Source organism: uncultured Paraglaciecola sp., from assembly GCF_963977085.1.
Taxonomy (GTDB): domain Bacteria; phylum Pseudomonadota; class Gammaproteobacteria; order Enterobacterales; family Alteromonadaceae; genus Paraglaciecola.
Window position 1 is genome coordinate 148,402 of record NZ_CAXBNC010000004.1, and the last position, 24,816, is coordinate 173,217.

General features: G+C 40.9%; 25 protein-coding genes. 14 read left to right on the forward strand and 11 right to left on the reverse strand.

Annotation, left to right across the window (positions count from 1 at the left end):
• The first annotated feature begins 21 nt into the window (after positions 1-21).
• Complete coding sequence (locus AAC000_RS06495; RefSeq protein ID WP_339721140.1) at positions 22-678, forward strand: glutathione S-transferase family protein; 657 nt, start codon at positions 22-24, stop codon at positions 676-678.
• A gap of 102 nt (positions 679-780) precedes the next feature.
• On the opposite strand, the gene AAC000_RS06500 is transcribed toward AAC000_RS06495, so the two are convergent.
• The 4 genes from AAC000_RS06500 to AAC000_RS06515 form a co-directional block, all read right to left on the reverse strand.
• Entirely contained in the window at positions 781-1,011 is a 231-nt protein-coding gene (locus AAC000_RS06500; protein ID WP_339721142.1) for a DUF2789 domain-containing protein, read from the reverse strand.
• Between the two features lie 97 nt (positions 1,012-1,108).
• Complete coding sequence (locus AAC000_RS06505; RefSeq protein ID WP_339721144.1) at positions 1,109-1,243, reverse strand: DUF2256 domain-containing protein; 135 nt, start codon at positions 1,241-1,243, stop codon at positions 1,109-1,111.
• Positions 1,230-2,768 (reverse strand): cryptochrome/photolyase family protein, encoded by a 1,539-nt coding sequence (locus AAC000_RS06510; protein WP_339721146.1) that lies wholly within the window; start codon positions 2,766-2,768, stop codon positions 1,230-1,232. The genes AAC000_RS06505 and AAC000_RS06510 overlap by 14 nt, the downstream gene beginning before the upstream one ends.
• A 2-nt stretch (positions 2,769-2,770) precedes the next feature.
• Positions 2,771-4,216 carry a deoxyribodipyrimidine photo-lyase gene (locus AAC000_RS06515; RefSeq protein WP_339721147.1) on the reverse strand — a complete coding sequence of 482 codons (1,446 nt, stop codon included), beginning with the start codon at positions 4,214-4,216 and terminating at the stop codon, positions 2,771-2,773.
• A gap of 135 nt (positions 4,217-4,351) precedes the next feature.
• Here AAC000_RS06515 and AAC000_RS06520 point away from each other — a divergent pair, with 135 nt between their 5' ends.
• The 9 genes from AAC000_RS06520 (at position 4,352) to AAC000_RS06560 (ending at position 13,050) form a co-directional block, all read left to right on the forward strand.
• The gene (locus AAC000_RS06520) at positions 4,352-4,627 is read left to right on the forward strand and encodes a TIGR03643 family protein (protein ID WP_339721149.1); all 276 of its coding nucleotides are present in this window, start codon (positions 4,352-4,354) and stop codon (positions 4,625-4,627) included.
• Between the two features lie 69 nt (positions 4,628-4,696).
• On the forward strand, positions 4,697-5,791 hold the full coding sequence (locus tag AAC000_RS06525; RefSeq protein ID WP_339721151.1) for a hypothetical protein: 1,095 nt from the start codon (positions 4,697-4,699) through the stop codon (positions 5,789-5,791).
• Positions 5,792-5,851: 60 nt separating this feature from the next.
• Entirely contained in the window at positions 5,852-7,966 is a 2,115-nt protein-coding gene (gene ovoA, locus AAC000_RS06530; RefSeq protein WP_339721153.1) for a 5-histidylcysteine sulfoxide synthase, read from the forward strand.
• 17 nt (positions 7,967-7,983) lie between these two features.
• Positions 7,984-9,180, forward strand: coding sequence for an FAD-dependent monooxygenase (locus tag AAC000_RS06535; protein ID WP_339721155.1), 1,197 nt, complete (start codon positions 7,984-7,986; stop codon positions 9,178-9,180).
• Between the two features lie 264 nt (positions 9,181-9,444).
• Entirely contained in the window at positions 9,445-10,443 is a 999-nt protein-coding gene (locus AAC000_RS06540) for a permease (protein ID WP_339721157.1), read from the forward strand.
• Positions 10,444-10,453: 10 nt separating this feature from the next.
• The gene (locus tag AAC000_RS06545) at positions 10,454-10,693 is read left to right on the forward strand and encodes a thioredoxin family protein (RefSeq protein ID WP_339721159.1); all 240 of its coding nucleotides are present in this window, start codon (positions 10,454-10,456) and stop codon (positions 10,691-10,693) included.
• Between the two features lie 51 nt (positions 10,694-10,744).
• Positions 10,745-11,656, forward strand: coding sequence for a cation diffusion facilitator family transporter (locus AAC000_RS06550; protein ID WP_339721160.1), 912 nt, complete (start codon positions 10,745-10,747; stop codon positions 11,654-11,656).
• A 102-nt stretch (positions 11,657-11,758) separates the two neighbouring features.
• Complete coding sequence (locus AAC000_RS06555) at positions 11,759-12,166, forward strand: DUF1801 domain-containing protein (RefSeq protein ID WP_339721161.1); 408 nt, start codon at positions 11,759-11,761, stop codon at positions 12,164-12,166.
• A 68-nt stretch (positions 12,167-12,234) separates the two neighbouring features.
• On the forward strand, positions 12,235-13,050 hold the full coding sequence (locus tag AAC000_RS06560; RefSeq protein WP_339721163.1) for an alpha/beta hydrolase family protein: 816 nt from the start codon (positions 12,235-12,237) through the stop codon (positions 13,048-13,050).
• A gap of 26 nt (positions 13,051-13,076) precedes the next feature.
• On the opposite strand, the gene AAC000_RS06565 is transcribed toward AAC000_RS06560, so the two are convergent.
• Complete coding sequence (locus AAC000_RS06565) at positions 13,077-13,499, reverse strand: hypothetical protein (RefSeq protein WP_339721165.1); 423 nt, start codon at positions 13,497-13,499, stop codon at positions 13,077-13,079.
• 428 nt (positions 13,500-13,927) lie between these two features.
• Here AAC000_RS06565 and AAC000_RS06570 point away from each other — a divergent pair, with 428 nt between their 5' ends.
• Together AAC000_RS06570 and AAC000_RS06575 are read left to right on the forward strand one after the other, a co-directional pair.
• The gene (locus AAC000_RS06570) at positions 13,928-14,887 is read left to right on the forward strand and encodes a calcium/sodium antiporter (protein ID WP_339721166.1); all 960 of its coding nucleotides are present in this window, start codon (positions 13,928-13,930) and stop codon (positions 14,885-14,887) included.
• 109 nt (positions 14,888-14,996) lie between these two features.
• Positions 14,997-15,518, forward strand: a complete 522-nt coding sequence (locus tag AAC000_RS06575; RefSeq protein WP_339721167.1) for a YqhA family protein — start codon at positions 14,997-14,999, stop codon at positions 15,516-15,518.
• A gap of 518 nt (positions 15,519-16,036) precedes the next feature.
• Here AAC000_RS06575 and AAC000_RS06580 read toward each other — a convergent pair.
• On the reverse strand, positions 16,037-16,477 hold the full coding sequence (locus tag AAC000_RS06580; RefSeq protein WP_339721169.1) for a hypothetical protein: 441 nt from the start codon (positions 16,475-16,477) through the stop codon (positions 16,037-16,039).
• Between the two features lie 102 nt (positions 16,478-16,579).
• Here AAC000_RS06580 and AAC000_RS06585 point away from each other — a divergent pair, with 102 nt between their 5' ends.
• On the forward strand, positions 16,580-16,999 hold the full coding sequence (locus tag AAC000_RS06585; RefSeq protein ID WP_339721170.1) for a hypothetical protein: 420 nt from the start codon (positions 16,580-16,582) through the stop codon (positions 16,997-16,999).
• 56 nt (positions 17,000-17,055) lie between these two features.
• On the opposite strand, the gene AAC000_RS06590 is transcribed toward AAC000_RS06585, so the two are convergent.
• Both AAC000_RS06590 and AAC000_RS06595 read right to left on the reverse strand, forming a co-directional pair.
• The gene (locus tag AAC000_RS06590) at positions 17,056-18,228 is read right to left on the reverse strand and encodes a phosphoglycerate dehydrogenase (protein WP_339721172.1); all 1,173 of its coding nucleotides are present in this window, start codon (positions 18,226-18,228) and stop codon (positions 17,056-17,058) included.
• A 46-nt stretch (positions 18,229-18,274) separates the two neighbouring features.
• Complete coding sequence (locus AAC000_RS06595; protein ID WP_339721174.1) at positions 18,275-19,399, reverse strand: phosphoserine transaminase; 1,125 nt, start codon at positions 19,397-19,399, stop codon at positions 18,275-18,277.
• A gap of 275 nt (positions 19,400-19,674) precedes the next feature.
• On the opposite strand from AAC000_RS06595, the gene AAC000_RS06600 reads away from it, so the two are divergent.
• On the forward strand, positions 19,675-21,081 hold the full coding sequence (locus AAC000_RS06600) for a sugar porter family MFS transporter (protein WP_339721176.1): 1,407 nt from the start codon (positions 19,675-19,677) through the stop codon (positions 21,079-21,081).
• A gap of 49 nt (positions 21,082-21,130) precedes the next feature.
• On the opposite strand, the gene AAC000_RS06605 is transcribed toward AAC000_RS06600, so the two are convergent.
• The 3 genes from AAC000_RS06605 to AAC000_RS06615 all read right to left on the reverse strand — a co-directional run bounded on the left by AAC000_RS06605 (position 21,131) and on the right by AAC000_RS06615 (position 24,805).
• Entirely contained in the window at positions 21,131-21,448 is a 318-nt protein-coding gene (locus AAC000_RS06605; protein WP_339721178.1) for a helix-turn-helix transcriptional regulator, read from the reverse strand.
• 18 nt (positions 21,449-21,466) lie between these two features.
• Complete coding sequence (locus AAC000_RS06610) at positions 21,467-21,856, reverse strand: hypothetical protein (protein ID WP_339721180.1); 390 nt, start codon at positions 21,854-21,856, stop codon at positions 21,467-21,469.
• A gap of 240 nt (positions 21,857-22,096) precedes the next feature.
• Positions 22,097-24,805, reverse strand: a complete 2,709-nt coding sequence (locus tag AAC000_RS06615) for an ATP-binding protein (protein ID WP_339721182.1) — start codon at positions 24,803-24,805, stop codon at positions 22,097-22,099.
• Positions 24,806-24,816: the final 11 nt, after the last annotated feature.

Genomic DNA, 24,816 nt, shown 5'->3' on the forward strand with positions numbered 1-24,816 from the left:
GCTTTCTTCTAAAGGCACAAAATGAGTATTACTTTTTATTATGCTCCCATGTCTACATCCAGTATCACTGAGGCTGTTCTTGCGGAGTTAGAGTTAGATTATCAAGGTGTTGAATTAGATATTGATGCCGGTGATACGCAGTCCCAGTCATTTTTGAAAATCAATCCAAACGCCAGAGTGCCCGTCATCATTCATGATGGTGTGACTATTTGGGAGTCAGCCGCAATAACGCTTTATCTTGGTGAAACTTTTGGCGTCGAAAAGGCCTTGTTTCCAGCGTTAGGTCCCAGTCGCGGGGAAGCTATGAAATGGGTAGTATGGTCGAATCTTAATTTAGCCGATGCCGCAGGTAAACTTGCCGCACAATTGTCACCTGAGGCGCCCGGTGCCGTCCAAAAAGGTTCACAAGATTTTGTTGCAGTTGAACTACGACGCCCCGAAGCCTTAGTCAAAGCAAAAGCAGATATGCATCGCTGTTTCGCAATACTAAATGCTGCATTGGCTCAGCGACGTTTTTTACTTAATCAATATTCTATTGTCGACACACATTTATTTGTATTGGTTGCTTGGGCTTTATTTATGGAGTGGGACTTATCAGCCTTTCCTCATGTAGACGCTTGGTTTGCTCGTTGCATCGCACGCCCTGTGTTAGGGGCAATGATGAGTGATGACCAATAACGTAAAATGCGTGGTTGCGGTTACGCGCACCCTTTAGGGGGGCATGGCTAGTCAATGTTCTATCAAGCTTATTAAAACGTTTTTACAGCTGATTTTGAGCTATTAACGAAGCATGGCATCTAACTCATCTACAATTTCAGCCCAGTCGGCATCTTCTTCTGTCATTTGTTTTAAAAAAGCCCCTTGGGATTCAGACCAAAAGTCGGCTTGGTGTAATTTGACTTTGGCCGCAAGTGAACCATGTTTAGCCACAAATCTATTAATGGCTTCATCAGTACTTTCAAGACCTAACTGGTCAAATAAGGAGTGAATTGAATGAGTAGGAGGGTACATATGGTTATCCTGTTGAGAGAGGTTGTGGGTGAAAAGAGAACATGCAGTTAAGGTTAGTACAAATCTCTTTCTGTGTGATCCCTAACCACTAAAAATACTAGGCATGTTTCTTTTGGCCACAACGTTTCGAGCAATACTTCACTTCATTCCAGCACCTTTGCCATTTTTTGCGCCAAGTAAATGAGCGCTCGCAAACCGGACAAATTTTACTGGGTAACTCAGACTTCTTCATTGCTCTCTAATGCTTTGAAAAATATTTGACTATCGTGTTGGATAGTTTGGCGTTTTTCGTCAGACATATTATTGAGTGTGCGGTAAGGCATACCTAAGCGTGGATTATTGCCTAGTTTTTCTTTGTTTCTGTCTAAAAAATCCCAGTATAAATAATTGAAAGGGCAGGCTTGGGCGCCGTTTTTTTGTTTGACCTTATACTGGCAACTTTTGCAATAGTTGGACATTTTGTTGATATAGCTGCCGCTGGCGGCATAAGGTTTGCTGGCCAGTAGGCCGCCATCGGCAAATAAGATCATGCCAGTAACATTGGGCATTTCTACCCATTCGTAAGCGTCGGCGTAGACAATTAAATACCATTGGTTGACTTCATCAGGATGCAGACCCGCTAATAAGGCAAAGTTGCCTAATATCATTAAGCGCTGGATATGATGAGCATAAGCGTTGTCCGAGGTTTCTTTGATGCACTGATGTAGGCAGTTCATTTTGGTATTGCTGTCCCAAAAAAAATTGGGTAGTGCGCGAGTCGCCTCAAAAAAGTTCTCGCTTTTATAGTCAGGCATTTTTAGCCAGTAAAGTCCCCGTACGTATTCTCGCCAACCTAATACTTGACGAATAAAACCTTCAACGGCGTTTAATGGCACATCGCCATTTCGGTAGGCATTTTCGGCCTGTTCAATCACTTCTTTGGGGGTTAATAACCCGCAGTTTAGATAAAAACTAATATGAGAGTGATACATCCAAGGTTCACCTTGCACCATGGCGTCTTGGTAATCGCCAAAGTTAACCAAGCGCTGGGTGATAAATTCGTCTAACACCACTAAGGCTTGCTCACGGGTCACAGCAAAGTGAAAATTTTCCAGTTGCCCAAAGTGATCGTTAAATTCTATTGCTACTAACTCCAGCACCTCTTGGGTAATAGAATCGGTTTCGAATTTTGTAGGTTGTGGTGGTGACATTGCTTTTGGTAAAGCTTTACGATTAGCACTATCAAAATTCCATTTGTCGCCCACTGGTTTGTTGCCATCCATCAAAAAATGCCAATCTTTGCGCATTTCGCGATAGAAAAACTCCATGCGTAACTGTTTGCGGCCTTGCGCCCAATCTGAGAACTCTTCTAAGCTGGCTAAGAAACGCTGATCTTGGCGAATTTCAACAGGGATAGTTAATTTTTCCTGCCAGCTTTGCATCTCAGCTAATACACGGTATTCACCGGGATGAGTCAGCACAATTTTATTAATATTTTTTTGTTCGCAAAGCCGTACAACTTCACCGTACAAGCTACCTTGGTTTTGTTGATCTTGGTATTGAGTGTAATGAATATTGAAGCCGCGAGAATGTAATTCCTGGGCAAAGTGGCGCATGGCTGAAAATAAAAAAGCGATTTTCTTTTTATGATGTTTAACGTATTTGGCTTCTTCTCGCACTTCGGCCATTAACAGCCAGTCATTCTCTGGGTCACAGTCTTGAAGACTGGCCAATGAATGGCTCAGTTGGTCACCTAATATCAGTCGTAATACACCCATGCCTAAGAAGGTTCTTCATCTGGTTGTTGTTTAGATTGTGCTAAGGCATCGAGTGCTCGCTGTCGCGAGGCTTTTAAATCCACTAAGGGGGCAGGGTAGTTCGAACCTAATTTAATACCGGCATAATCCAAAATATTTTGTGGTGCGTCCCATGGGTTATGGATGTATTTGTCTGGCATTTTGCTGAGTTCTGGGCAAAAACGTTTAACGTATTCACCCTGAGGATCAAAACGTTGCCCCTGAGTAACAGGGTTAAATATTCTAAAATAAGGCGATGCATCTGCTCCCGTGCCTGCTATCCACTGCCAACTGGCGCTATTTGCTGCGAGGTCAGCATCTAACAAACAATCCCAAAACCATCGTTCACCTTGTCGCCAATCTATCAACAGGTTTTTGACTAAAAATGACCCCACTACCATACGCACACGATTATGCATGGTGCCGGTTTGCCACAGTTCGCGCATACCCGCATCAACTATGGGGATACCTGTTTGACCTTGTTGCCAAGCTATCAAAGAGTCGGGATCGCTGCGCCAAGGGAAGTGTTCAAACTTAGGGCTGAAGTTTTTTTGTGGAATATGTGGAAAATGAAACAACAAATAATGGGAAAATTCCCGCCAACCTAATTCACTTAGGTAACAATCTAAACCGGCATCTTCAGTGTTGCCATCTAAGGCATGAATAGCGGCGTACCATATTTGATTAGGGGATATTTCACCAAAATGTAAGTGCGGTGATAACTTAGACGTCGCGCCTAAGTCAGGAAAGTCTCGCTTGTTTTTGTACGCTTTGGCGCCATCAGGTAAAAAATCACTGAGGTGTTTTGCTGCGCCTTCTTCCCCTGGCGTCCACATTTTGTCCATAGTGTGAAACCAATTAATCCTGGGCATCAATGCAAGAGAATCAAGACCATTGTCACATTGCGGATTATATTCAATTTGTATGTCTTTCGGTATCGCAACGGGCATTCTCGGTGAGGGTTTAGATAAACAACCACGTCGATAATAAGGTGTAAACACTTTGTAGGGAGTCTCATCTTTTTTTAATACTTGCCAAGGTTCCCACAATAAATGGCTATTGAAACTTTTAACCTCTACTCCGGCTGCAGATAACAGTTGTTTGAGCTGGGTGTCGCGTTTTATTTGCCAAGGTTCGTAACCTCGATTCCACACCACAGTTTTAATATTATGGGCTTGAACTAAGGCCATGATTATCCTGATGGCTTCACCCTTTGCAAAATGAAGCTGATTATCTAACGACAAATTTAAAGCACTGAGGGACTGATGTAACCACCACTTGCTGGCATCACCAGGGATAAATTGTTCAGGGCAATCAGTATCAAAAATGTAGATTGGAATAATCGCGCCATTCTCGCAGGCATAGTGCAGCGCTGGATTATCTCTTAACCGCAAATCCTGACGAAACCACATTAAAGTCGAGGCGTTCATATAAAACCTGTAATAATCAAATGTTGAATTAAATATTACTCATAAAATCCCTTTCTAGATCTAAAGTTTTTATTTTTTGTTGCCTTGTAAACAATAAAAGTGAACTTAGTATTTTAACTGGCCGTAAAAGTACCTATGAAAAAATATAGGCACAGTTTTAATACAGCAGAAAAATCCCGGATCATTGAAATGGCGTGGGAAGACAGAACGCCCTTTGAGGCCATAGAGCGTTTATTTGCTTTGAATTCCAATCAACTTGTCAGCTTTATGCGTAGTGAATTGAAACTTGGCTCGTTTAAGGTGTGGCGAAAACGTATGGGTGGCAGGCAAACTAAACATCTTAGCCTAAGGCCTGCGGGGATTTTGCGTGGTTACTGTAAAACACAATATAAACATAGTCGTGGTAAATAATGTTGATTGTTATTGTGTGCGCCTTACACTAAAACAAAATTAATACCAAAAGCACTCAAAATTAACCCTATGTTGTTACAGGATATCATCCAACACTTACTGACTACTCTTGCCGCTAAGGGCTTTAAAACCTTGGTGCATGTTGAGTTGGAAGGGGTGTGTGAATTACGGCTTAATCAGCCAAAACTTGACTACCAAGGTATCAATAAAAAACTCGCACTACTGGGAATAGACGGTGAATTAAAGTCTGAATATTGGAAAAATCAGTGGGAGTTTGTGTCACTTTTTAATGGGCAATCTCCTTTAAAAGAGGCGCAAAACCTTGCTTTGGCTATGCAAATATTGCCTAGCATAATGTGTCAACATGGCGCGTCTAAAGTGATGATGGTGCCCGTTGCGTGGGGAGCGGATAAAGGCAGGTATGTGTTTGGCTCAGATGCAATTTTTTCATTGGATACGCGGTCTGTGCATATTCCTAATGCGATTCAAATGAATGTCAGTGTTGAAAACCAGCAAGGGGAAAATTTATTTGCGCAGCAAGGACTTGGCGAGTGGATCCAATATGAGTTGTTGGTCAATAGTTATAATTGTTGCCTGTTGTTTTTACCGGAAGAAGACGCTTTTAAACGTTTAGCTTTACGTCAGGATTATGGTTTAGATGCAGAGCTCAGTTCACCGGTAATCTTGTCTGGCGGTCATCAAGGTAGTATTGCCTTGTATAAAGAAAAAGGTAAACACAATCAGCCTATGGGTTTAGAGCCGCTGTTTTTTTCCAGTGATAATTCTGTATTGCAATATTCAGGGGATTGGCGAAAAACGGCTCGAATTGAACATAGAATTGGCGCAACCAGTAAAAATTATGATCCTTATTTGAATATGTTATTTATTCTTATTAATGTGCTTGAAGGGATCGACAAATGGCAAAGTGACTTACCTTTGCCAAAATTTGAGGATAAAGCATTACCAGTGTCGCTGTACGATCATCAGAATCAACAAGATGGCCAAGAAAATTTAGGTGCACTATCTTTATTTAAAAACGATAGCTGGCTGGTAAACAAAATGGATTATTACTGCCATAACATGCCCCATACCAATGGCACAAATTTAGGTGTGAAAATTAAGGAAATGACGCTGAGTAAATACCAAAGTTCGCTTATTACATAAATGTCATAAACCTCAATTAACCTAGTTCAAATGCACAAGAATAAAGTAGGAAAGCACGTTTTGCTTAAACAAAAATTAATTAAATTAGATAAGCCCCCGTTATTGATTGGCAATGATGTTGCTCTAAAACGAGCCGAGCTTAAAGCTTACTTTGAGCAAACTTGGGAGCTTTACGAGTCTCTTTTTGCGTTGATTAATCAAGACGAGGCCTTTTATTTACGTCCCGAATCATTGCGTCACCCGCTGATTTTTTACTATGGCCACACGGCTGTTTTTTACGTTAATAAATTGCTCTTAGGTAAATTTATTCAAGGGCGGGTGGATCATCAAATTGAGTCAGTGTGTGCTGTGGGTGTTGACGAGATGTCATGGGACGACCTTTCTGAAGATAATTATACCTGGCCAAGTGTTGAAGCCGTTTCTGAATACCGCGACCAAGTCAAAGAACACCTCTTGGACTTGATTGACAACATGCCGCTTACCTTGCCTATTACTCAAGACTCTTTGGCTTGGGTGATCCTTATGGGTTGTGAACATGAACGCATTCACATTGAAACCTCTTCGGTTATCATGCGTATGCTTGATACCGAATATTTGACACCATCTAACGCTTGGAAAAATTGTCCTGATTTTGGCAAAGCGCCAAGGAATACTTTACTCGATGTTACAGGTCAGCAGTTAGTCTTAGGTAAGCCTGATTCAAATGCGACCTACGGTTGGGATAACGAATACGGAAAGCTGCCAATTAAGGTGGATAATTTTTCGGCCTCGCAATATTTAGTGTCTAACCAAGAGTATATGGACTTTGTTAACGCGGGTGGGTATCAAAAATCAGCTTACTGGACAGAAGAAGGCCAAAGTTGGCTCAACTTTACTCAAGCTAAAATGCCTCGTTTTTGGCGATACAAAAATGCGCAATACTGGCAGCGTAATCTTACTGAAGAAATACCCCTGCCTTTGAATTGGCCGGTTGAAGTGAATTACCTTGAAGCCAAGGCGTTTTGTAATTGGAAGGACTCTCTTAGTGATGATCATGTTCGCCTACCTACCGAAGCCGAGTGGCAAGTGCTTCGTGACCAACTCGACACTGACCTCGTCTTTTGGAGTAAGGCGCCAGGTAATATTAACTTGGAACATTTTGCTTCCTCGTGCCCAGTGGACACATTTAAACAAACTGAATTTTATGATGTGATAGGTAACGTATGGCAATGGACCGAAAGCCCAATTGATGGCTATGAAGGTTTTAAAGTGCATCCTCTATATGATGACTTTTCAACGCCAACCTTTGATGGGCAGCATAACCTAATCAAAGGAGGCAGTTGGATTTCAACAGGTAATGAAGCTACCCGTGATTCTCGCTACGCCTTTCGTCGACATTTTTACCAACATGCAGGTTTTCGATATGTGTCGAGCAAAGTTGCCAAGGTGCCAATTACAGAGGTCACTCAATGCGAGATGCAAAGGGATATTAGTCGTTTATTACATCATCATTATGCTCAAGCAAGTAACCAAAGTCAGCACGATTTGCAGCAAATTCTTGCCTTGCTGCAACCCTATCTCACTATCCAAAGTAAAGTACTTGATTTAGGTTGTGGTACCGGTCGTTTAGCCTTTGAGTTAGCCAAAAGCTCTGCGCATGTGGATGGCATTGATTTTACCGCTAGGCACATACAACATTGTCTTAATTTAAAAGAACAAGGCCAACTTCGTTATGCTATGCCAACGCAAGGGGAGATTGTCGATTTTCATGAGGTCACCCTTGAAAGCTTAGGCTTTGCACAAGCACCTGAAAATCTGCACTTTGCTCAAGGTGACGGGCATAACCTTAAACTGCAGTTTACGCATTACGACTTAGCTATTTGTCATAGGGTTATCGAATTCAGTTATCACCCAGAAGTAGTGTTACAACAACTTAGAGAACGAGTGAAAGCGGGCGGAATAATAGTTTTGGGCAGCAGCTATTCATGGGAACTGGCGACAACCGATAAAAAACATTGGATAGGTGGATTTAAACGTAATGGCGAAAACCTAAGTAGTGAAGCCCATTTGTTTGAGATCATGTCGGCGGAGTGTGATTTATTAAAAGAAGTCCAAGTCACTAGTCAGTTTGAATATGATCAACGCACTAGCCAAACTGCTAACAACCATATTACTATCTGGCGCAAACGAGTTTAAATCACTGGATAGTTGCTTTGAGCAAAAAAATTGTTATTGCAGGTGCAGGTATTGGTGGTTTGTGTGCCGCCCTAGCATTCGCTAAACGTGGCTTTGAGGTGGCTGTTTACGAACAAAGTCCACAACTTGGCGAAGTCGGCGCAGGCTTACAACTTAGCCCCAATGCAATGCATGTATTGCAAGCCCTGGGTGTAGCTGAGCAAGTTAAAACTAAAGGGTTTCGCCCAAAATCTGCGGTGATGCGTCATTATCACACAGGTAAAACCTATTTTACTGTGCCTTTAGGTGACCTCGCCACACAAAAATATGGCATCGACTATGTACATATTCATCGCGCGGATTTACACGCTATTTTACAACAGGCTTGCGAAGCCTTGCAGTTACCTATTTATTTAGGGCAAGGTGTTCAAGGTTACTGTCAAACCACACAAAACCTCAGTATACAATTTGAAAATGGAGTAAGCCTAGACGCCGATTTGTTAATAGGTGCTGATGGAATCAAATCAAAAGTACAGGCCTGTATGTTAGGTCAAACAGCTGCGCAATTTACAGGACAAGTGGCATGGCGCGGTGTAGTTGCAGCCAATAAATTGCCCCAAGGACTCATTAAGCCTAATGCCAACTTATGGGTAGGACCGGGCAAACATTTTGTGAGTTATTACCTACGTGGTGGAGAACTAGTGAATTTTGTTGCTGTGCAAGAACGCACTGATTGGCAAAAAGAATCCTGGAATGAGCCAGGTGATATCCACGAATTGCGAGAAACATTTACTGGCTGGCATCCCGAGGTCACTGAATTATTAGCCGCTACAGAGTCTTGTTTTCTTTGGGCGTTGTTTGACAGACAACCACTGAGTCAATGGACAGATCACAATGTGGCACTTTTGGGTGATGCTTGTCATCCTATGTTGCCTTTTTTAGCTCAAGGTGCTGCCATGGCAATAGAAGACAGCTATGTTTTGGCCCATTATTTAGCGACTGAAAACAATACCGCATCCGCTCTAAAAACCTATCAAGAACAACGTTTAACTCGCACTCGTGAAATTCAGTTAGGCGCTCGCAAAAATGCCAGTTTGTATCACATGATCTCGCCCCTAGACCAAGCGAAATTAGCAGTATTATCGGGATTATCCACTATGGGGCTAAGCGATAGTTTGGCTGCGAATAAACTGGATCCTATTTACGCTTATAATATTGTTGAGCAGTTAAATTAGTTGATACAAATTTGAAATAGATAGGCTTATTTGAGGTTTCTATAATAGACGTAAATGTCAATTTTCATGCTCTCTATCTAAATGTTGATTTAGGTCACTACAAAAATCTTAGAAAAATGTACATTCATCATTGTTGCCACATGCTGCCCATCAGATGATTTATTATCTGGGCTTTAAAACGGCAAAATACAACCTAAATGACTAATTAATGCTTAGGTTAGCAGCTATTGCTAATACAACTCGCCAATGGTTTGGACAAACACAATGTTTCAAATATTCACCGATTTTGCCGATTGGCTTACATACACAATATTGGCTTTATCCCCAGATAGTAAGCTGGGTGATGCAGTGCATTTCTTCGTCGAAGATGTGAGCAAAATATACGTACTTTTAATCGTCATGATTTATGTCATTGCTCTTTTACGTGCGTCTCTGAATATTGAGGCAGTTCGTAATTACCTTGCAGGCAAACATCGAGGCGTCGGCTATTTAATGGGCTCTGGTTTTGGTGCCATTACGCCTTTTTGTTCCTGTTCGAGTATCCCTATATTTCTTGGCTTTACTTCTGCTGGGATCCCGGTTGGGATCACCATGGCATTTTTGATTACTTCTCCTTTAATCAATGAAGTGGCGGTACTTTTACTGGTGAGTTTACTGGGTTGGAAGTTCACTCTTTTATATGTGGTTATTGGTGTGTCTGTAGGTATATTAGGTGGTTTATTTCTCGATACGATCAAGGCTGAACGTTGGCTGCAATCCTTTGCTGCTGATGCATTAAAGCGCGCACAAACTAGTTCAGATTCACCGAATTTACCTGAGCATGAGGTCACTCTTACTCTTTCCGATAGACATAGTTTTGCGATAACTGAGTCTAAGGAGATATTTGCTCGAGTATGGATATGGGTCATTATAGGCGTGGGTATTGGTGCTGCGCTTCATGGCTTTGTACCAGAGGGATGGATCAGTGCGCACTTAGGTGAAGGACAATGGTGGTCTGTACCTGCTGCAGTTTTGCTCGGTATCCCATTATATTCAAATGCAACTGGCGTCATTCCTGTTATGGAGAGTTTGATAACCAATGGGCTGCCAGTGGGAACCGCTTTGGCATTTTGCATGAGTACTGTAGCGGCTAGTTTTCCTGAATTCATCCTTTTAAAACAAGTTATGCAATGGAAATTATTGGCTATTTTGTTTGCGCTGTTATTGATCGCATTTACCCTTGTTGGTTGGATCTTTAATGCTTTTATCCCCTTTATTATTTGAGGTATCACATATGAAAAATATATTAGTACTAGGTAGTGGTTGCACAAAATGCAAAAAAACCGCTGAAGTGATCGAAAAAATTGCAGCTGAACTTGATGTAAATGTGTCTGTTTCCAAAGAGACAAGTCCTCAAGTCATCATGAAATATGGCGTTATGAGCACCCCTGCCGTTGTCGTTAACGAACAATTAGTACATAGCGGTTCTATTCCAGATACAACAAAGATCACTAGTTGGCTTAAGGAAGCCTAAATTGAGCATTACGTCTAAATCTCAAACCAATTCCTTTGGAAAAAATTAAATATGCACAGTCATAATCACCATCATGGTGCCGCAGAGGGTAGCGATGCCTCTAGAAGAATTGGTTGGGCGTTTTTTCTTAATGTTGTATTTACTATCATCGAATTTATCGGTGGCTGGTTGACTAACAGTACTGCCATCATGGCCGATGCCGTGCATGATTTGGGCGATAGTTTGTCTATTGGCAGCGCTTGGGTGTTGAACAAGCTCAGTGACAAACAAGCCAATACTACTTTTTCCTATGGCTACAAACGTTTTTCGTTATTAGGTGCCTTAATCAACGGCATGGTGCTGATACTAGGCTCAATCTGGATCTTAATAGAAGCAATCCCTAGGTTAGCCGAGCCTGAAATGCCGCAAGTTGAGGGCATGTTATTGCTGTCTATATTTGGTATCGCTGTGAATGGATTTGCCGCCTATAAGTTAAGCGAAGGTCATTCACTCAACGAGCGTGTTCTCAACTGGCATTTACTCGAGGATGTTTTAGGTTGGGTGGCAGTGCTGATTGTTTCAATTGTTTTGATGTTTAAGCCTTGGCCGATATTAGATCCCATATTATCAATTGGTTTCACTCTGTTTATTTTGTTTAATGTTGGTCGAAACTTGAAAGAGACCATACTGTTATTCTTACAAGCGACACCGGATGATAAACAGATGAATGAAGTGCTTAATGTTCTCACTTCTAAGGCAGAGGTACAGGATCTCCACCACTTTCATATTTGGTCATTGGACGGTGAGCAAAGTGTGATGACAGTGCACCTTGTGTTAAGTCAAGAAGTGACAGTGATGCAAATGAAAAACTTAAAGATTACACTGCAAAAAGAACTGGAAGCGTTTGAATTTTCCCACACTACGATAGAACTAGAGTTTGCAGATGAAGTTTGCCGAGATGAAAACACCACTAACCAGCATTAAGTGGATCCTATATAGGCCATAGATTACTAGTAAATAACTTGGATCCAATCTCTGCTCGTAATATTGTTGAGTCATTAAATTAAAAAATGCAGAGCATAGGTGATGGACTTTCAAAATTCAGAGATACGCCAAGTATTTGATAACTGCCAACCTAAAACCAAACAGGCTTTATTAACCATTAGGCAATGGATTTTTGAAATTGCCCAAAGCTCAAGTGAAATAGGTCAAATAGAAGAGTGCCTAAAATGGGGTGAGCCTAGTTATGTGACTGGTTCACCTAAATCAGGCACTACATTAAGACTATCGCAGCTTAAATCTAATCCTGCGGAATTTGGTTTATTTGTGCATTGCCAAACGTCTTTAATCGAAGAGTTTCGGATGGTGTTTCCAGATTTCCAATACGATAAAAATCGCGGGGTGATTTTTGATAGTAGTAAACCGCTACAGACTGATGCAATCAAACAGTTTATTTTTCTTGCCTTAACCTATCATTGCCGAAAAACTGGTTGAAACAGCTGCCATTTATCTGTTGGTCGATGATTGATAGCTGTGCTAACTATTCGTTAAAGGAGAACATAGTGTTTAGGTTACTGTTAGTTATTACCTTAGTCATGTTACCCGCGTATGCTTATTCGGCCAGTGTAGAGACATTCAATGTCTACAGTCAGGCGATGAAAAAAGATGTGCCTAATACTATTATTTTACCCAAAAGTTATAACGCTGAAGGTGCGGCGCTACCTGTTTTATATGCGTTACATGGCGCGACTGACGATCATTCATTTTGGCCAACAATAGTCCCAAAAATCCAAGAGCTCGCAGATCAGTATGGCATCATTGTTGTTTGTCCTGACGGCGCAAAAACCAGTTGGTATATCGACAGCCCTCTTGATCCAAGTTTTCAATATGAAACTTACATCAGTCGCGAATTAGTTAATTATGTGGATAACACTTTTAATACCCAAACCGATAAGGCTTCGAGGGCAATTATGGGATTGAGTATGGGAGGCTTTGGTGCGTTTTATTTAGCCATTCGCAACAGCAATGTCTATAGCGCAGCAATAAGTACCAGTGGCGCTTTTGATTTAAGGCCATTTCCAAATAATTGGGATATTGCAAAACGGATCGGTAAACAAACTGAATACCCTGCAAATTGGGAGAACTATTCAGTGGTCAACATGGCAGGTTTACTTAAAGGAAAGTCTCTAGCATTATTTTTTGATATTGGTGTGGATGACTTTTTCTATAATGGCAACAAAGAATTTCATCAGAGCTTGCTGTCTATGCAAATCCCCCATAGTTACCTTGAAATGCCTGGAGGCCATACTTTAGAGTACTGGCAGAACTCTATTAATTACCATTTTGTATTTCTGGATGAGCATTTTAAGACAAACTGATTGAGTATTATGAATGATTTTGTAAGTTAGTCCTTACTTTCTTGTTTATTGTTGTTTTGCATGATTTTTCCAAAGTATTGCTGAAGCTTTGCTTTACCTGATTGGGTCAGTTTGCCATCTACTTGTTGTTCTTTGACCACAGTTTCAATCTTGGTTATCCAATAGTCCACATTACTGTCTGCTGATTCTTTTATGTCATCAGACTTACCCTTTGGTGAGTCAACCGCAAATAAATTTATCCAATGATCACTCTTTTTCCCAAGTCGCATTAGGCGATTAAAGTAACTTTGCTGTTGATTATTTGCCATTACTACATCAACGATTATCAGAACGATTGACACTGGGCTCATCAAAATATCCCGCAGCGCGTCCAAGCCTAATTTAAATTGAAAAACAATGCCTTGGCGAATGAGTGGCCAACGGCCAGGTTTATTGACGTTTTCGTGCATTTGCTCGATCCGAGTCCTGTGAGTGCAGCAAGGATAAGCGCAATCTTGAGTCTATACAACAAAGCGAGGTGAGCCAGTTTGTTGTGTTTTATAGTAAATTTTTCTTATCTGATTCATGGTAACGCCTACACTCAATAAAAGTATAGCCTTGCATTGACCGGTTGAACTCACATGTAACATGAGTCATTGGCTACTTAAAAATGCATGAGAAGTTTATGTCATTTAAGCCGCTAGAAAATATCTTATTGAGCGATGTTGTGACAGGAATGAAAAAGTGTTTAAAAAGTATTTGGCTGCAGCTAAAAGGACTTAAACCAAACCTTTAGCAGCATGTTACTCTCCGTTAATCTGGAGTGATCTTAGGCATTGAGTGTAGCGTGAGTTTTCTCAGTAAGCTTATTCAAATTTAAACCAGGAATCGACGAATCATGATTAATTTTTTGTTTTTATTACTCGGTGTCGGATTACTTACCATAGGTGGTGAAGCACTTATTCGTGGTTCATTAGCTGCCTCGCGGCGTCTTGGGGTATCGCCATTATTAAGTGGTCTGGTTATCGTAGGTTTTGGTACTTCAGCGCCAGAACTGGTGGTTTCTGTAAATGCTGCTTTAAATCAACAGCCTGATATTGCAATTGGAAACGTAGTGGGCAGCAATATCGGTAACGTTTTACTAATACTTGGGATATGTGCCCTCATTGCGCCGATGACAATCAAACCTTTGGCATTACGCAGAGATGCGTTCACTGTAGTTGCCGCTAGCTTTTTATTTTTGGTTTTAGTTGGTGGAAGTGCACTGGGGCGTGGGGATGGGGTGTTCTTACTGATTGCCTTAATTGCATACTTGGTATGGGCTTTTTGGAGTGAACGCAACAACGTAGCCTCTGCCCAACTAAACAAAGCCGAGGCTGAAGAAGTACACGAATTACCTAAGTCAGTAGGTTGGACTGTAACTGCTGTGATAATTGGACTACTGTTGTTAATTTCAGGGTCACAGATACTGCTTATTGGGGCTGTTGGAATAGCTAAAAGTTTAGGGGTGTCTGAGGCAGTCATAGGCTTGACATTAGTCGCAGTTGGCACTTCGCTCCCAGAGCTTTCCATATCTGTGATTGCTGCGCTACGTCGGCACGCTGATGTGGCTGTTGGCAACATACTTGGTAGCAATATATTTAATTTGTTTGGAATTTTAGGTGTTTCAGCGTTACTTCAACCGCTTCCAGTCCATGTGAGAATTTTGCAATTCGATCAATGGGTCATGCTTGGATCGTCGCTTTTATTATTTTTGTTTTTGTATTCTGGGCGCAGTCTAAGTCGATTGGAGGGGGGAGTACTTTTGACCGCCTATGGTGTGTATGTAGGTTTTAGTTTTATTGTATTCGATGGCTAACAAAAGGCTGGTTGTGAATTGAATTTTAAATGAGTTAGCATGACGGTATTTTCAACACAGTTTAGAGCTGTAATTTAGAGATTTTTGTTTTTAATTGGAACCTAACGCAATGAAAAAAATAGAATCAGTTTTCGAACGCTTTTTATGGAACTCTCGATTGTTGGTTCTTATCCCTGTTATTTCAAGTTTACTTGGTTCGTTAATATTATTCATAGTAGGTACTATGGATATTATAAAGGTCACCTTAACAAGCATTAATTATTACCTTGGCCGCGAAACGCAAGATATTCATGATTTTATTGTTACTGACATTATATTAGCTGTAGATATTTATCTCGTTGCCATTGTTTTGCTTATCTTTGGTGCAGGTATATACAGGCTATTTATCTCTCCGATTGATGAATCTGAAGCCAGTGATATGAAACATCCATTTAACATTCAGTCTTTTGATGAGTTGAAAGATAAAATTGTACGAGTAGTCATTCTTGCGGTAATTATTGAATTCTTTAGAGCTGTTGTAGACATTAAATTTTCAACGGCGCTAGATGCAATTTACTTGGCATTGTCTGTTCTTGCGCTAGCCGCATCTCTGTATCTTATGAATATCAGTCATAAAAATCATCCCGAGTAATTTCTAGGGTTGAAGTATCTGACTCCAGATATACATAGTTAATTAAGATCATACATGAGTCGTTTAGTTGAATTAATGTCAGTCAGGTCAGTTGGCAGCTATTTTTGCCATATCGGATAGGATTGAATTTTTAGTTTTAGCCAGATTTTTTTGCGAGCTGCCCTGATAATGGCACATAACTGATCCTTAGGTTCGACTCCATATTACCCTATGTAATTTATACCTCACCCAGAAACCTGCGGGGGCAGAGCCAATGAAACGTCCGCTTTGGGCATGGAGCCGAAGTTATTATTAAAGGTACACAATGTCGATATTGGCACACTCGAGCGCTGTCAGTGCTAACTCCTTCGCTCAATAACAACTCTCTTGTTCACATACTTTTCCTCCGTGCTCTCTATGGTTCAAATTCTTTATGCTTTTAACTACCGAAAAGATGGTGATTGGCAAACAACCGACTAATACATTTTACTCCTTCTGAATTCAGCGCAATTTGCTAAGACTTCACTGCTTAAGAAAGTCTATGCTTTATTACTAGTAGAAGGGGCATCGTCATCCGATTCAACTAACACCTCAATTTCCTGCTGGATCTCAACAGCGCCTTCTTCCTGTAAGTCTTTCATAAACGCACTGGGTAACACATTGATACCTATTTTTTCCCCTAATTTGACTACAAAAGGTAAGGTGATAGGTGCGAAAGGCAAAATAGCGAGAACACCTAAACCTAATCCTCGAATGACATCAACAAATTGTCTATTAGCTTCTTGCATTTCTAACTTGCTTGCTTGGCCTTTGGTAAAGCGTTTGTAGGTGACTAGCATGACCTTTGTTTCACGGCTTTCTTGGGCCAGACCATGTTTAACCGCTAACAAACCAAGTTTGAGAGGGATTAGCGCTTTGCGTTTTATTACAGTGTTTTGGCGCTTGATGGACTGGGTCACTCTAATAATATAGTGCTTCAAAACGCGCTACCTTTAAAATTGTATTGTCTGATTATGGAGTATTGCTGGATCTTTTAATAGTAACCTGATCAAATGCATTACAAAGTTAAAATGGAAAATATCGTGAATTATTATCTAGTTGCCGCGGGTTGTTTGAGCGCCTTAGCAGCTTTAGTGCATCTTGGTTGTATTGTGTTTGGTGCACCTTGGTATCGCTTTTTTGGGGCTGGTGAACAAATGGCGAAAATGGCTGAACAAGGAATGCTGAAGCCTACGATCATTACTTTGTTTATTGTTGTTGTGTTATCTACTTGGTCGCTTTATGCATTTTCGGCCGTAGGAATGGTAGTGCGCTTGCCTTTTATTCGCTTAGTGTTGATTGCCGTTACTACTATATATTTTATACGGGGGATCGTTGGGTTCTATTTTGTGACTCACCCTATGGGGCGAAGTCCAGAGTTTTGGGTTTGGAGCTCGGTGATTTGTTTAGTGATTGGTTTAGTGCATTTGATTGGATTGATACAGCAATGGAGCTACCTGTAGGTAAAAAATAGAATTTAACGGTTAGCGCACAACAGTACGCTAACCAGTATGGTCTATTATTCAATCAACCTGACTGTAGTGACATGTTCAATATTTCGAATGGCTTCAATCACGTGACCGTTTTCCATTAGTTCGACATCGAGTATGTTGTAGGCTAAATCACCACGACTTTTGTTCATCATGTCGAGTACATTCACATTGTGATCTGCAAGCACTGATAACACGCTGCCAAGTACTTTTGGGACGTTCTCATTTGTAAAAATTATACGCTGACCTTCACATCTTGCCATGCTGACTTCGGGAAAATTAACTGAATTTTTGATATTGCCATTTTCAAGGAAATCCATAATTTGGTCGGCAGCCATGATGGCACAGTTTTCTTCAGCTTCAGCTGTGGATGCGCCAATATGTGGCATGGCTATTACATCACCACGTCCGTAAAAAACCGGCTCGGGGAAGTCACATACATAACCTCGTAATTTTCCGCTATCAAGGGCTTTGACTATGGCTTCTGGGTCAACAATAGACTCGCGAGCAAAGTTGACTAAAAGCATGCCTGGTTTAGCTTGAGCAAGTGCCTCGTCGTTGATCATGTGAAGAGTTGGCTTTATGGCAGGTACATGTAAACTCACATAATCACATCGCGCCAGTAGGGCGTGCATGTTTTCAGCTTTTTGTACGTCGCTGGACAAACGCCATGCGGCTTCAATTGACAATGCAGGGTCGAAACCCACCACATTCATTCCCAGTGCGAGTGCCATATCAGCCACCAAAGAGCCAATAGCGCCTAGTCCAATAATACCTAAGGTTTTACCTTTGAGTTCATTGCCAGCAAATTGTTTTTTCTGCGCTTCTAGGGTTTTATGTAATTCACTGGCGTCATGCATATCGTGTAAAGTGGTGACATGATCTATACCTGACTTAATACCGCGAGAGCCTAGAAGTAAGCCCGCTAATACCAATTCTTTTACGGCATTAGCATTAGCGCCGGGCGTATTAAATACCACTATGCCTTTTTTGCTGTAGTCTTCAACCGGCACATTGTTTACGCCAGCTCCGGCCCTTGCTACCGCTAACACTGAATCAGCTAACTCTTCATTGTGTAGTTTATGACTGCGCAAAAGTACGGCATCTGGATGCCCTATATCTGAGCTTACTTCGTATTTTTCACGACTAAAACGGTCTAGTCCTTTGATGGATATTTGATTAAAGGTCTTAATTTTAAACATCTTGTTCCTTAACGAGTTTAGGGCGTAAATTGGCAACAAGCATCACTTAAAGAATTTGCTTTTTTACACTGTGGTAAGCCCACTCAATCCAAGGCAATAGCGCCTCTAAATCATGGTTTTCGATGGTAGCGCCACACCAGATCCTTAATCCAGCAGGTGCATCCCGATATGCCCCAATGTCATAGGCTACTTGATGTTCTTCGAGTAATTTGATCACAGATTTAACTTGTTCAGGGGGCATATCAAGGGTTAAACAAACGCTAGTATTGGAGCGAACATTATTGTCTTGTGCTAAAAACTTAATCCAAGGATGTTGTTCGACAAATGTTTCAATGGTGGCCACGTTTTTATCTGCGCGGGCGATAGTGGCCGATACGCCGCCTAGTGATTCAACCCAATTTAACGCGTCTAAATAATCCACCACACATAACATCGAAGGGGTGTTGATAGTGGCACCTGTGAATAAGTCTTCAATTAATTTACCGCCTTTAGTCATACGGAAAATTTTAGGTAATGGGCGAGGAGGCGTATAACTTTCAAGGCGCTCAACTGCACGAGGGCTTAGAATTAACATGCCATGGCCACCTTCTCCACCTAGCACTTTTTGCCAGCTGTAGGTGATTACATCCAGTTTTTCCCAATCCATTTTTTGCGCAAATACCGCAGACGTGGCGTCACAAAAGGTTAACCCTTTGCGGTTCTTGTCAATCCAGTCTGCGTTAGGTACTTTGACTCCAGAAGTTGTGCCGTTCCACGTAAATACCACATCATTGTCACAGTTTACCTCTGATAACTCAGGTAATTGACCATAGTCGGCACTGAATACTCGAGTGTTTTCTAGTTGTAATTGTTTGGTTATGTCGGTGGCCCAACCTTGACCAAAGGATTCCCAATACACCACATCAACGGGGCGTTCGCCTAACATTGACCACATTGCCATTTCCATTGCACCGGTATCAGAGGCGGGCACAACGGCCACGCGATATCCTTCAGGCAATCCCAAAATTTTGGCGGTATCTAAACACGCGCTTTTAAGTGCTTGTTTACCTATAGCCGCTCGGTGAGATCGCCCCAACACAGATAAATCAAGTTTGCTGACATCGTAACCAGGGCGTTTAGCGCAAGGGCCAGATGAAAAGTTAGGGTTGCTAGGTTTCAGGTTAGGATGCATGATTTTCTCGAGCCAAAAGTAAGTGAAAATAAGAACTATCGAGAATACAAGTGATTGATAGCTATCACCAATATTCAAGTGTCATGATTTATATCGATTGTGTTATATGAATGTTAAACGCCAAAAGGACGTTTATCGATAAGTGCTTCATTAAGTCTAATTGTCTGCCCCTTCAATAAACACAAAAATTTAACATAAGCATGTGCAAACGTTTACATTAATATCTTATTAGTTCACCATAGCCACCGAAAAAATGTCGAATAGCACTTGGGGAAATGATTTTGGCGCAAAATAACGAGAATATGCTGTTTATTGTTTTAATAAGTTGTGTTGCCACCATAGGTGGATTTTTGTTTGGTTTTGATAGTGGTGTGATTAATGGCACGGTTGATGGATTAAGAATTGCATTTAATTCACAAGATATTGGCACAGGTTTTAATGTGTCTAGCATGTTGTTAGGTTGTGCCGTTGGCGCGTTTACCGCTGGGAGATTAGCCGATAAATATGGGCGAAAATCGTTATTATTGACCACAGCAGTTTTCTTTATTATCAGCGCCTGGGGATCTGGTGTTTCCGAGTCTTCTGCCGAGTTTATTATATACCGCTTTTTAGGTGGCCTAGCAGTGGGCGCCGCATCTGTTATGGCCCCAGCTTATATAAGCGAAATTGCGCCTGCTAGGTTGCGAGGGCGATTGGCATCAATTCAACAAGTTGCCATCGTAATTGGATTGTTTTCGGCTTTTGTTAGCAACTATTGGATCGTTAATTTTGCAGGAGCGTCCACCGCTACATTTTGGATGGAGTTTGAAGCGTGGCGATGGATGTTTTGGATAGAGTTGTTACCCGCAATATTGTTTTTGGTTACTTTGATATTCATCCCAGAAAGTCCCAGATTTTTAGTCTTAGATGCTAGAAATGATGAAGCAGAAGTTGTGCTTGAGAAATTGTATGGTGAGGCTGCTGGCCAACAAAAGTTACTTGAAATTCAGCAGTCGTTGTCTGCCGACAACCATCAACCTAGGTTAGCTGACTTAAAAGAAAAAACCACGGGTAAGGTGCGCACAATAGTTTGGGTAGGTATTGGTTTAGCCACCTTTCAGCAGCTAGTGGGTATTAATGTGGTGTTTTACTACGGTGCCGTTTTATGGCAAGCCGTAGGTTTTTCAGAGGGCGATGCATTACTTATTAATATTATCAGTGGCGCGGTGAGTATTGCGGCAGTTGTGATTACTATGTATCTGATTGATAAAGTCGGACGTAAACCTTTCTTAATGCTTGGCTCAATTGGTATGGCCGTTACCTTAGGTTTGTTGGTTTATGCCTTTGGAAATGCTGTTGTAGATGCAAATGGCAACTTAGATCTAGGTGAGCTAGGGACCTTAGCATTAGTTGCCGCTAATGCTTATGTGTTTTTCTTTAATTTATCTTGGGGGCCGGTAATGTGGGTCATGCTGGGTGAGATGTTCCCTAATCAAATTCGTGGTTCTGGACTCGCTGTGGCTGGGCTAGCCCAGTGGACTTCAAATTTTGCTATTACTATGACCTTCCCAATTATGTTGGCTAGTATTGGATTGGCTGGCGCTTACGGTTTTTATACCTTATGTGCAGTGCTTTCAATCCTCTTTGTGGCAAAGTTTGTTTATGAAACCAAAGGTAAAGAATTAGAAGAAATGCAAGGATAATGAAAAGTGCGAAGTAAAACTGTTTAAAGGACGGTTTTACTTCGCCACTTTAACCAGTGACCCACCAATACATAATAGATGCGCCTAGTAGTAACCCAATCATTAACCCACTAAACATAATCAGATAATGCTCGCGAAACGATGCGCTTTGAAGTCTAGCGTTTGATTTTTTTGGCACCACACAAATATCTGTTTTCGCAATCTCAAATACAGCACACAAACTCATTACACTCTCATTTGAAGCATTTCCGAGTTTTTCTATTCGTTGTACGGTTCTCAAACTAATATCACAGGCATCAGCTAAATGTTGTTGCGTCCAGTTGCGCTGGATCCGCAGCTTCTTTATTACCTTACTATCAATTTCCATGTGAAAGATTTATCTCATTCAGGCAAAAAAATAGCTAACTAAGAAGCCAACAACTAAACCCAATGTCACACCTATTCCAATCCAAACGCCCAACTGCCTGAGAAACCCCCAAACACCTCCGTTAATATAAGCTTTGGTTTCTGTAAATTGTACTGTTCCATCAATTGATAAGGTGCATTCTACTTTTTGAGTCCAAATGTTGAGTACATCAAATTTTACGCGGTAATGTTTACCATTATATTGAAAGTTATGTAGGCTCAAGGTGCCATAACTGCGTTTCTCTGAAACGGGATTATCATTTACGTAGACGGTTTCTTTGCCACTGAATGTTGAAGCATTCGCTGTAATTTCAATTCCTTCATCTTCAAAGAAAAACCAAAACCCCTCTTTTATTGTGACTTTACTCATGTTGTTTACCGTTGGTTTTTGAACTGCGGCTATAGTGTGATGCATCGTATTACGCTCGTTTTTTTTAAGAGCAACCAGTCAATCATCTGAGTTGAGTTATTACGACGACAAGTGTGCGACAGTCGTATATTTTGGCATATGACACTAGGCTTGTCATATTGTTTAAGTGATTGAAAATAATAGAATTGCGTGAGTTTTATGTGGTTGAGTTAATGTTGGTTTACACTAGGTGCGTAGTGGTTAAACGGATTTAGTCTTAAGGTATTTTGCCACTAAATTTTCCAATAACTTATGTTTTATTGGCTTGACTATGTAATCGTCCATTCCCGCCTCTTTCGCTTTGGCATAATCTTGCTTCATCGCATTGGCTGATAAACCACATATAATCAGTTTGTCATGTCCTTTTTCTCTTAGTGTACGCGTTGCTTCGTAGCCGTCCATGACCGGCATTTGAATGTCCATCAAAACTAAATCGTATTGTGGTGAATTGACTATCTTAGTCACTGCCTGATATCCATTTTCGGCAATATCATAGGTCAAACCCAGTAATTTTAGCATTTCGCTGGCAACAGCTTGATTGATACTATTGTCTTCGACTAATAATACGTGTCCTTCATATTGAGAGTGACAGGTTGGCTGCTCGTTAGTAAAAATGTCGTCCCTAGATTTGACTTGTAATTCGGTATACATCAAGTGCTGTAAAAAGCTGAAGGCTTGTTGTGGCGTAAAAGGGTGCGATAAACACTTAGCTGGCCAGGTAGCTAACAATTGATTCGGTAAATTACTCGGTTGAGAATTTGTAATAAAACCCACTTTTACAGCGTTGCTGACTAATTTGTCAATGGATTCATAGTCGCTTCTGAATACCCCTTGATCTTCTATATCGAGTAAAACCGTGTCATCGCTGCCAATCTCTTTTAGCGTTGCAGATAACTGGCTCATGGGCATATGATGATAATTTAATCCGGTTTTTTCGATGTATTCAGTGTTTAGAAATCCTTTGCGGCTAGCGCTATAATAATACAACTTGCCTTTCGGCTGCGGCAGCGCTGAAATCATCTGGTCAGGGTTTTTGGACTGAGTTAATAAAAGCTCGACTTTAAATGTGCTGCCTTTGTTCTCCTCAGACTTAACTGACACACTACCACCCATCAGCTCAACGAGTTGGGTAACAATGGAAAGCCCTAGTCCACTACCACCAAAATTTCTACTAGTTGAGCCATCAGCTTGAGTAAATGAATCAAATATTTTACTGACTTGTGCGGCGCTCATACCTATACCGCTGTCAGTGACGTCAATAAATAAACTAAGGAGCTGGGTATCATTATGAAATTTGAAATCAACATCAATGGAAACATGTCCATTTCGAGTAAACTTGATGGCGTTACTACATAGATTTATTAGCACTTGACTGATCCTTAATGGATCGCCTATTAAATGCGCAGGCATATTTGGATTGGCGCTAAACCTTACGTTTAGGTTCTTTTCTTGGGCACGATTTGCGATATTCGCTAAAATATTAGCGAATAATGACTCCACCGAAAATTCAGTACTTTCTATGTCCAGCTTGCCCGCTTCAATTTTCGAAAAGTCTAGAATGTCATTAATTAGACTCATCAGTATTTGACCGGAGTGAGCGGCTTTAGTCAGCTGCTCCCTTTGGGATGGGGTTAAATCTGAACGCAATACTATTTCTAACATACCAATAATGCCGTTCATTGGCGTGCGAATTTCATGGCTCATATTAGCTAAAAACATACTTTTAGACGCAGTCGCTTGTTCGACCTTTTGATTGGAGGCGATCAATTGAGTATTCAGTGCTTCTTGTTGCGCATTCAGGGATTGTGATTGTTTTAGCAAAGTGGCGGTTTGTTTGTTCTTTCTGTGGAAAACATCTGCTGCTTTGGCTAACAGACCTATTTCATCCTTACGGTGAAGGCTAGGAATACTTGTAACATCTTTTCCCTTGGCTAATCGTTGAAAAACATTGGTAATAGTGTTGATAGGTAACATTATCTTATAGATTAAAAATAGGGCTGTGGCAGTAGCCAAAATAATCCCTACCGCTGAAAATAAGTTACTACTGATACTGGTTTTGTCGAGAGTCAGTTTAACACCCATATTGGTTTCTATGAGTTGCTCGGTAACCATTTTATTCAGCTCTCTGGCTAAGAAAAGAAATTCGTTTGCCGAACCTGCCATGACAACATTGACCAAAAACAAATAACCTCGGGTGATTTGAGTGAGTTGCAAAAAGTCACTTTCAAATTGATTCAGCCTATCAATCACAGTTTGATAATTTTTATTTGTGCTTAGCTGTTTATTAATCTGAACTTTGGCCATCATAATTTGCTGCTGAAAGGGGTCAACGAGTTGTTGTTCAGGCGTTTGTAAATACTGCAACAGAAAGTTTTCAGCGCGAGCTAGATGGTACTTGGCATTTTCGAGACTGTCTTGCACTGCAAGGGACTGGTTTTGATTCACTCTGATGTTATTAAATAAGGTTTCAAGTTCATTAGATAACCCTGAACTATATAGGGTTTGTTGTTTGCTTCTGCCCTCAATTACACTACTAAAATTTTCTTTATAATCATCTAAATGGGTGCGCATTCGTGTTATGTAATCGAAATACAGTGCATTATTTTCTTCTTGCGAAATAAGGTCTTCTAAACGTTTTAGATTATTTTGGTTTTGATCGATTAATAAATTAAATCGGCTAATTGCGGATTCACTTGCAGATTCTTTATAGATGAGTACGTTGCGCTGCAAATCGATAACATCTCTTTCAAGCTCACGAACAAGACTCACCTTAACCACTGCTTGTTGTGTTAAATCGAGTACGTCGACAAAGGTAGATTGGCTGTTTCTTGATAAATAAACTTGAGATAACAACAACAACACTAAAGTTGCTGAAATCAGCAGTATTTGAGCTTTAATTGTTCTAAACACATTATCCCCTG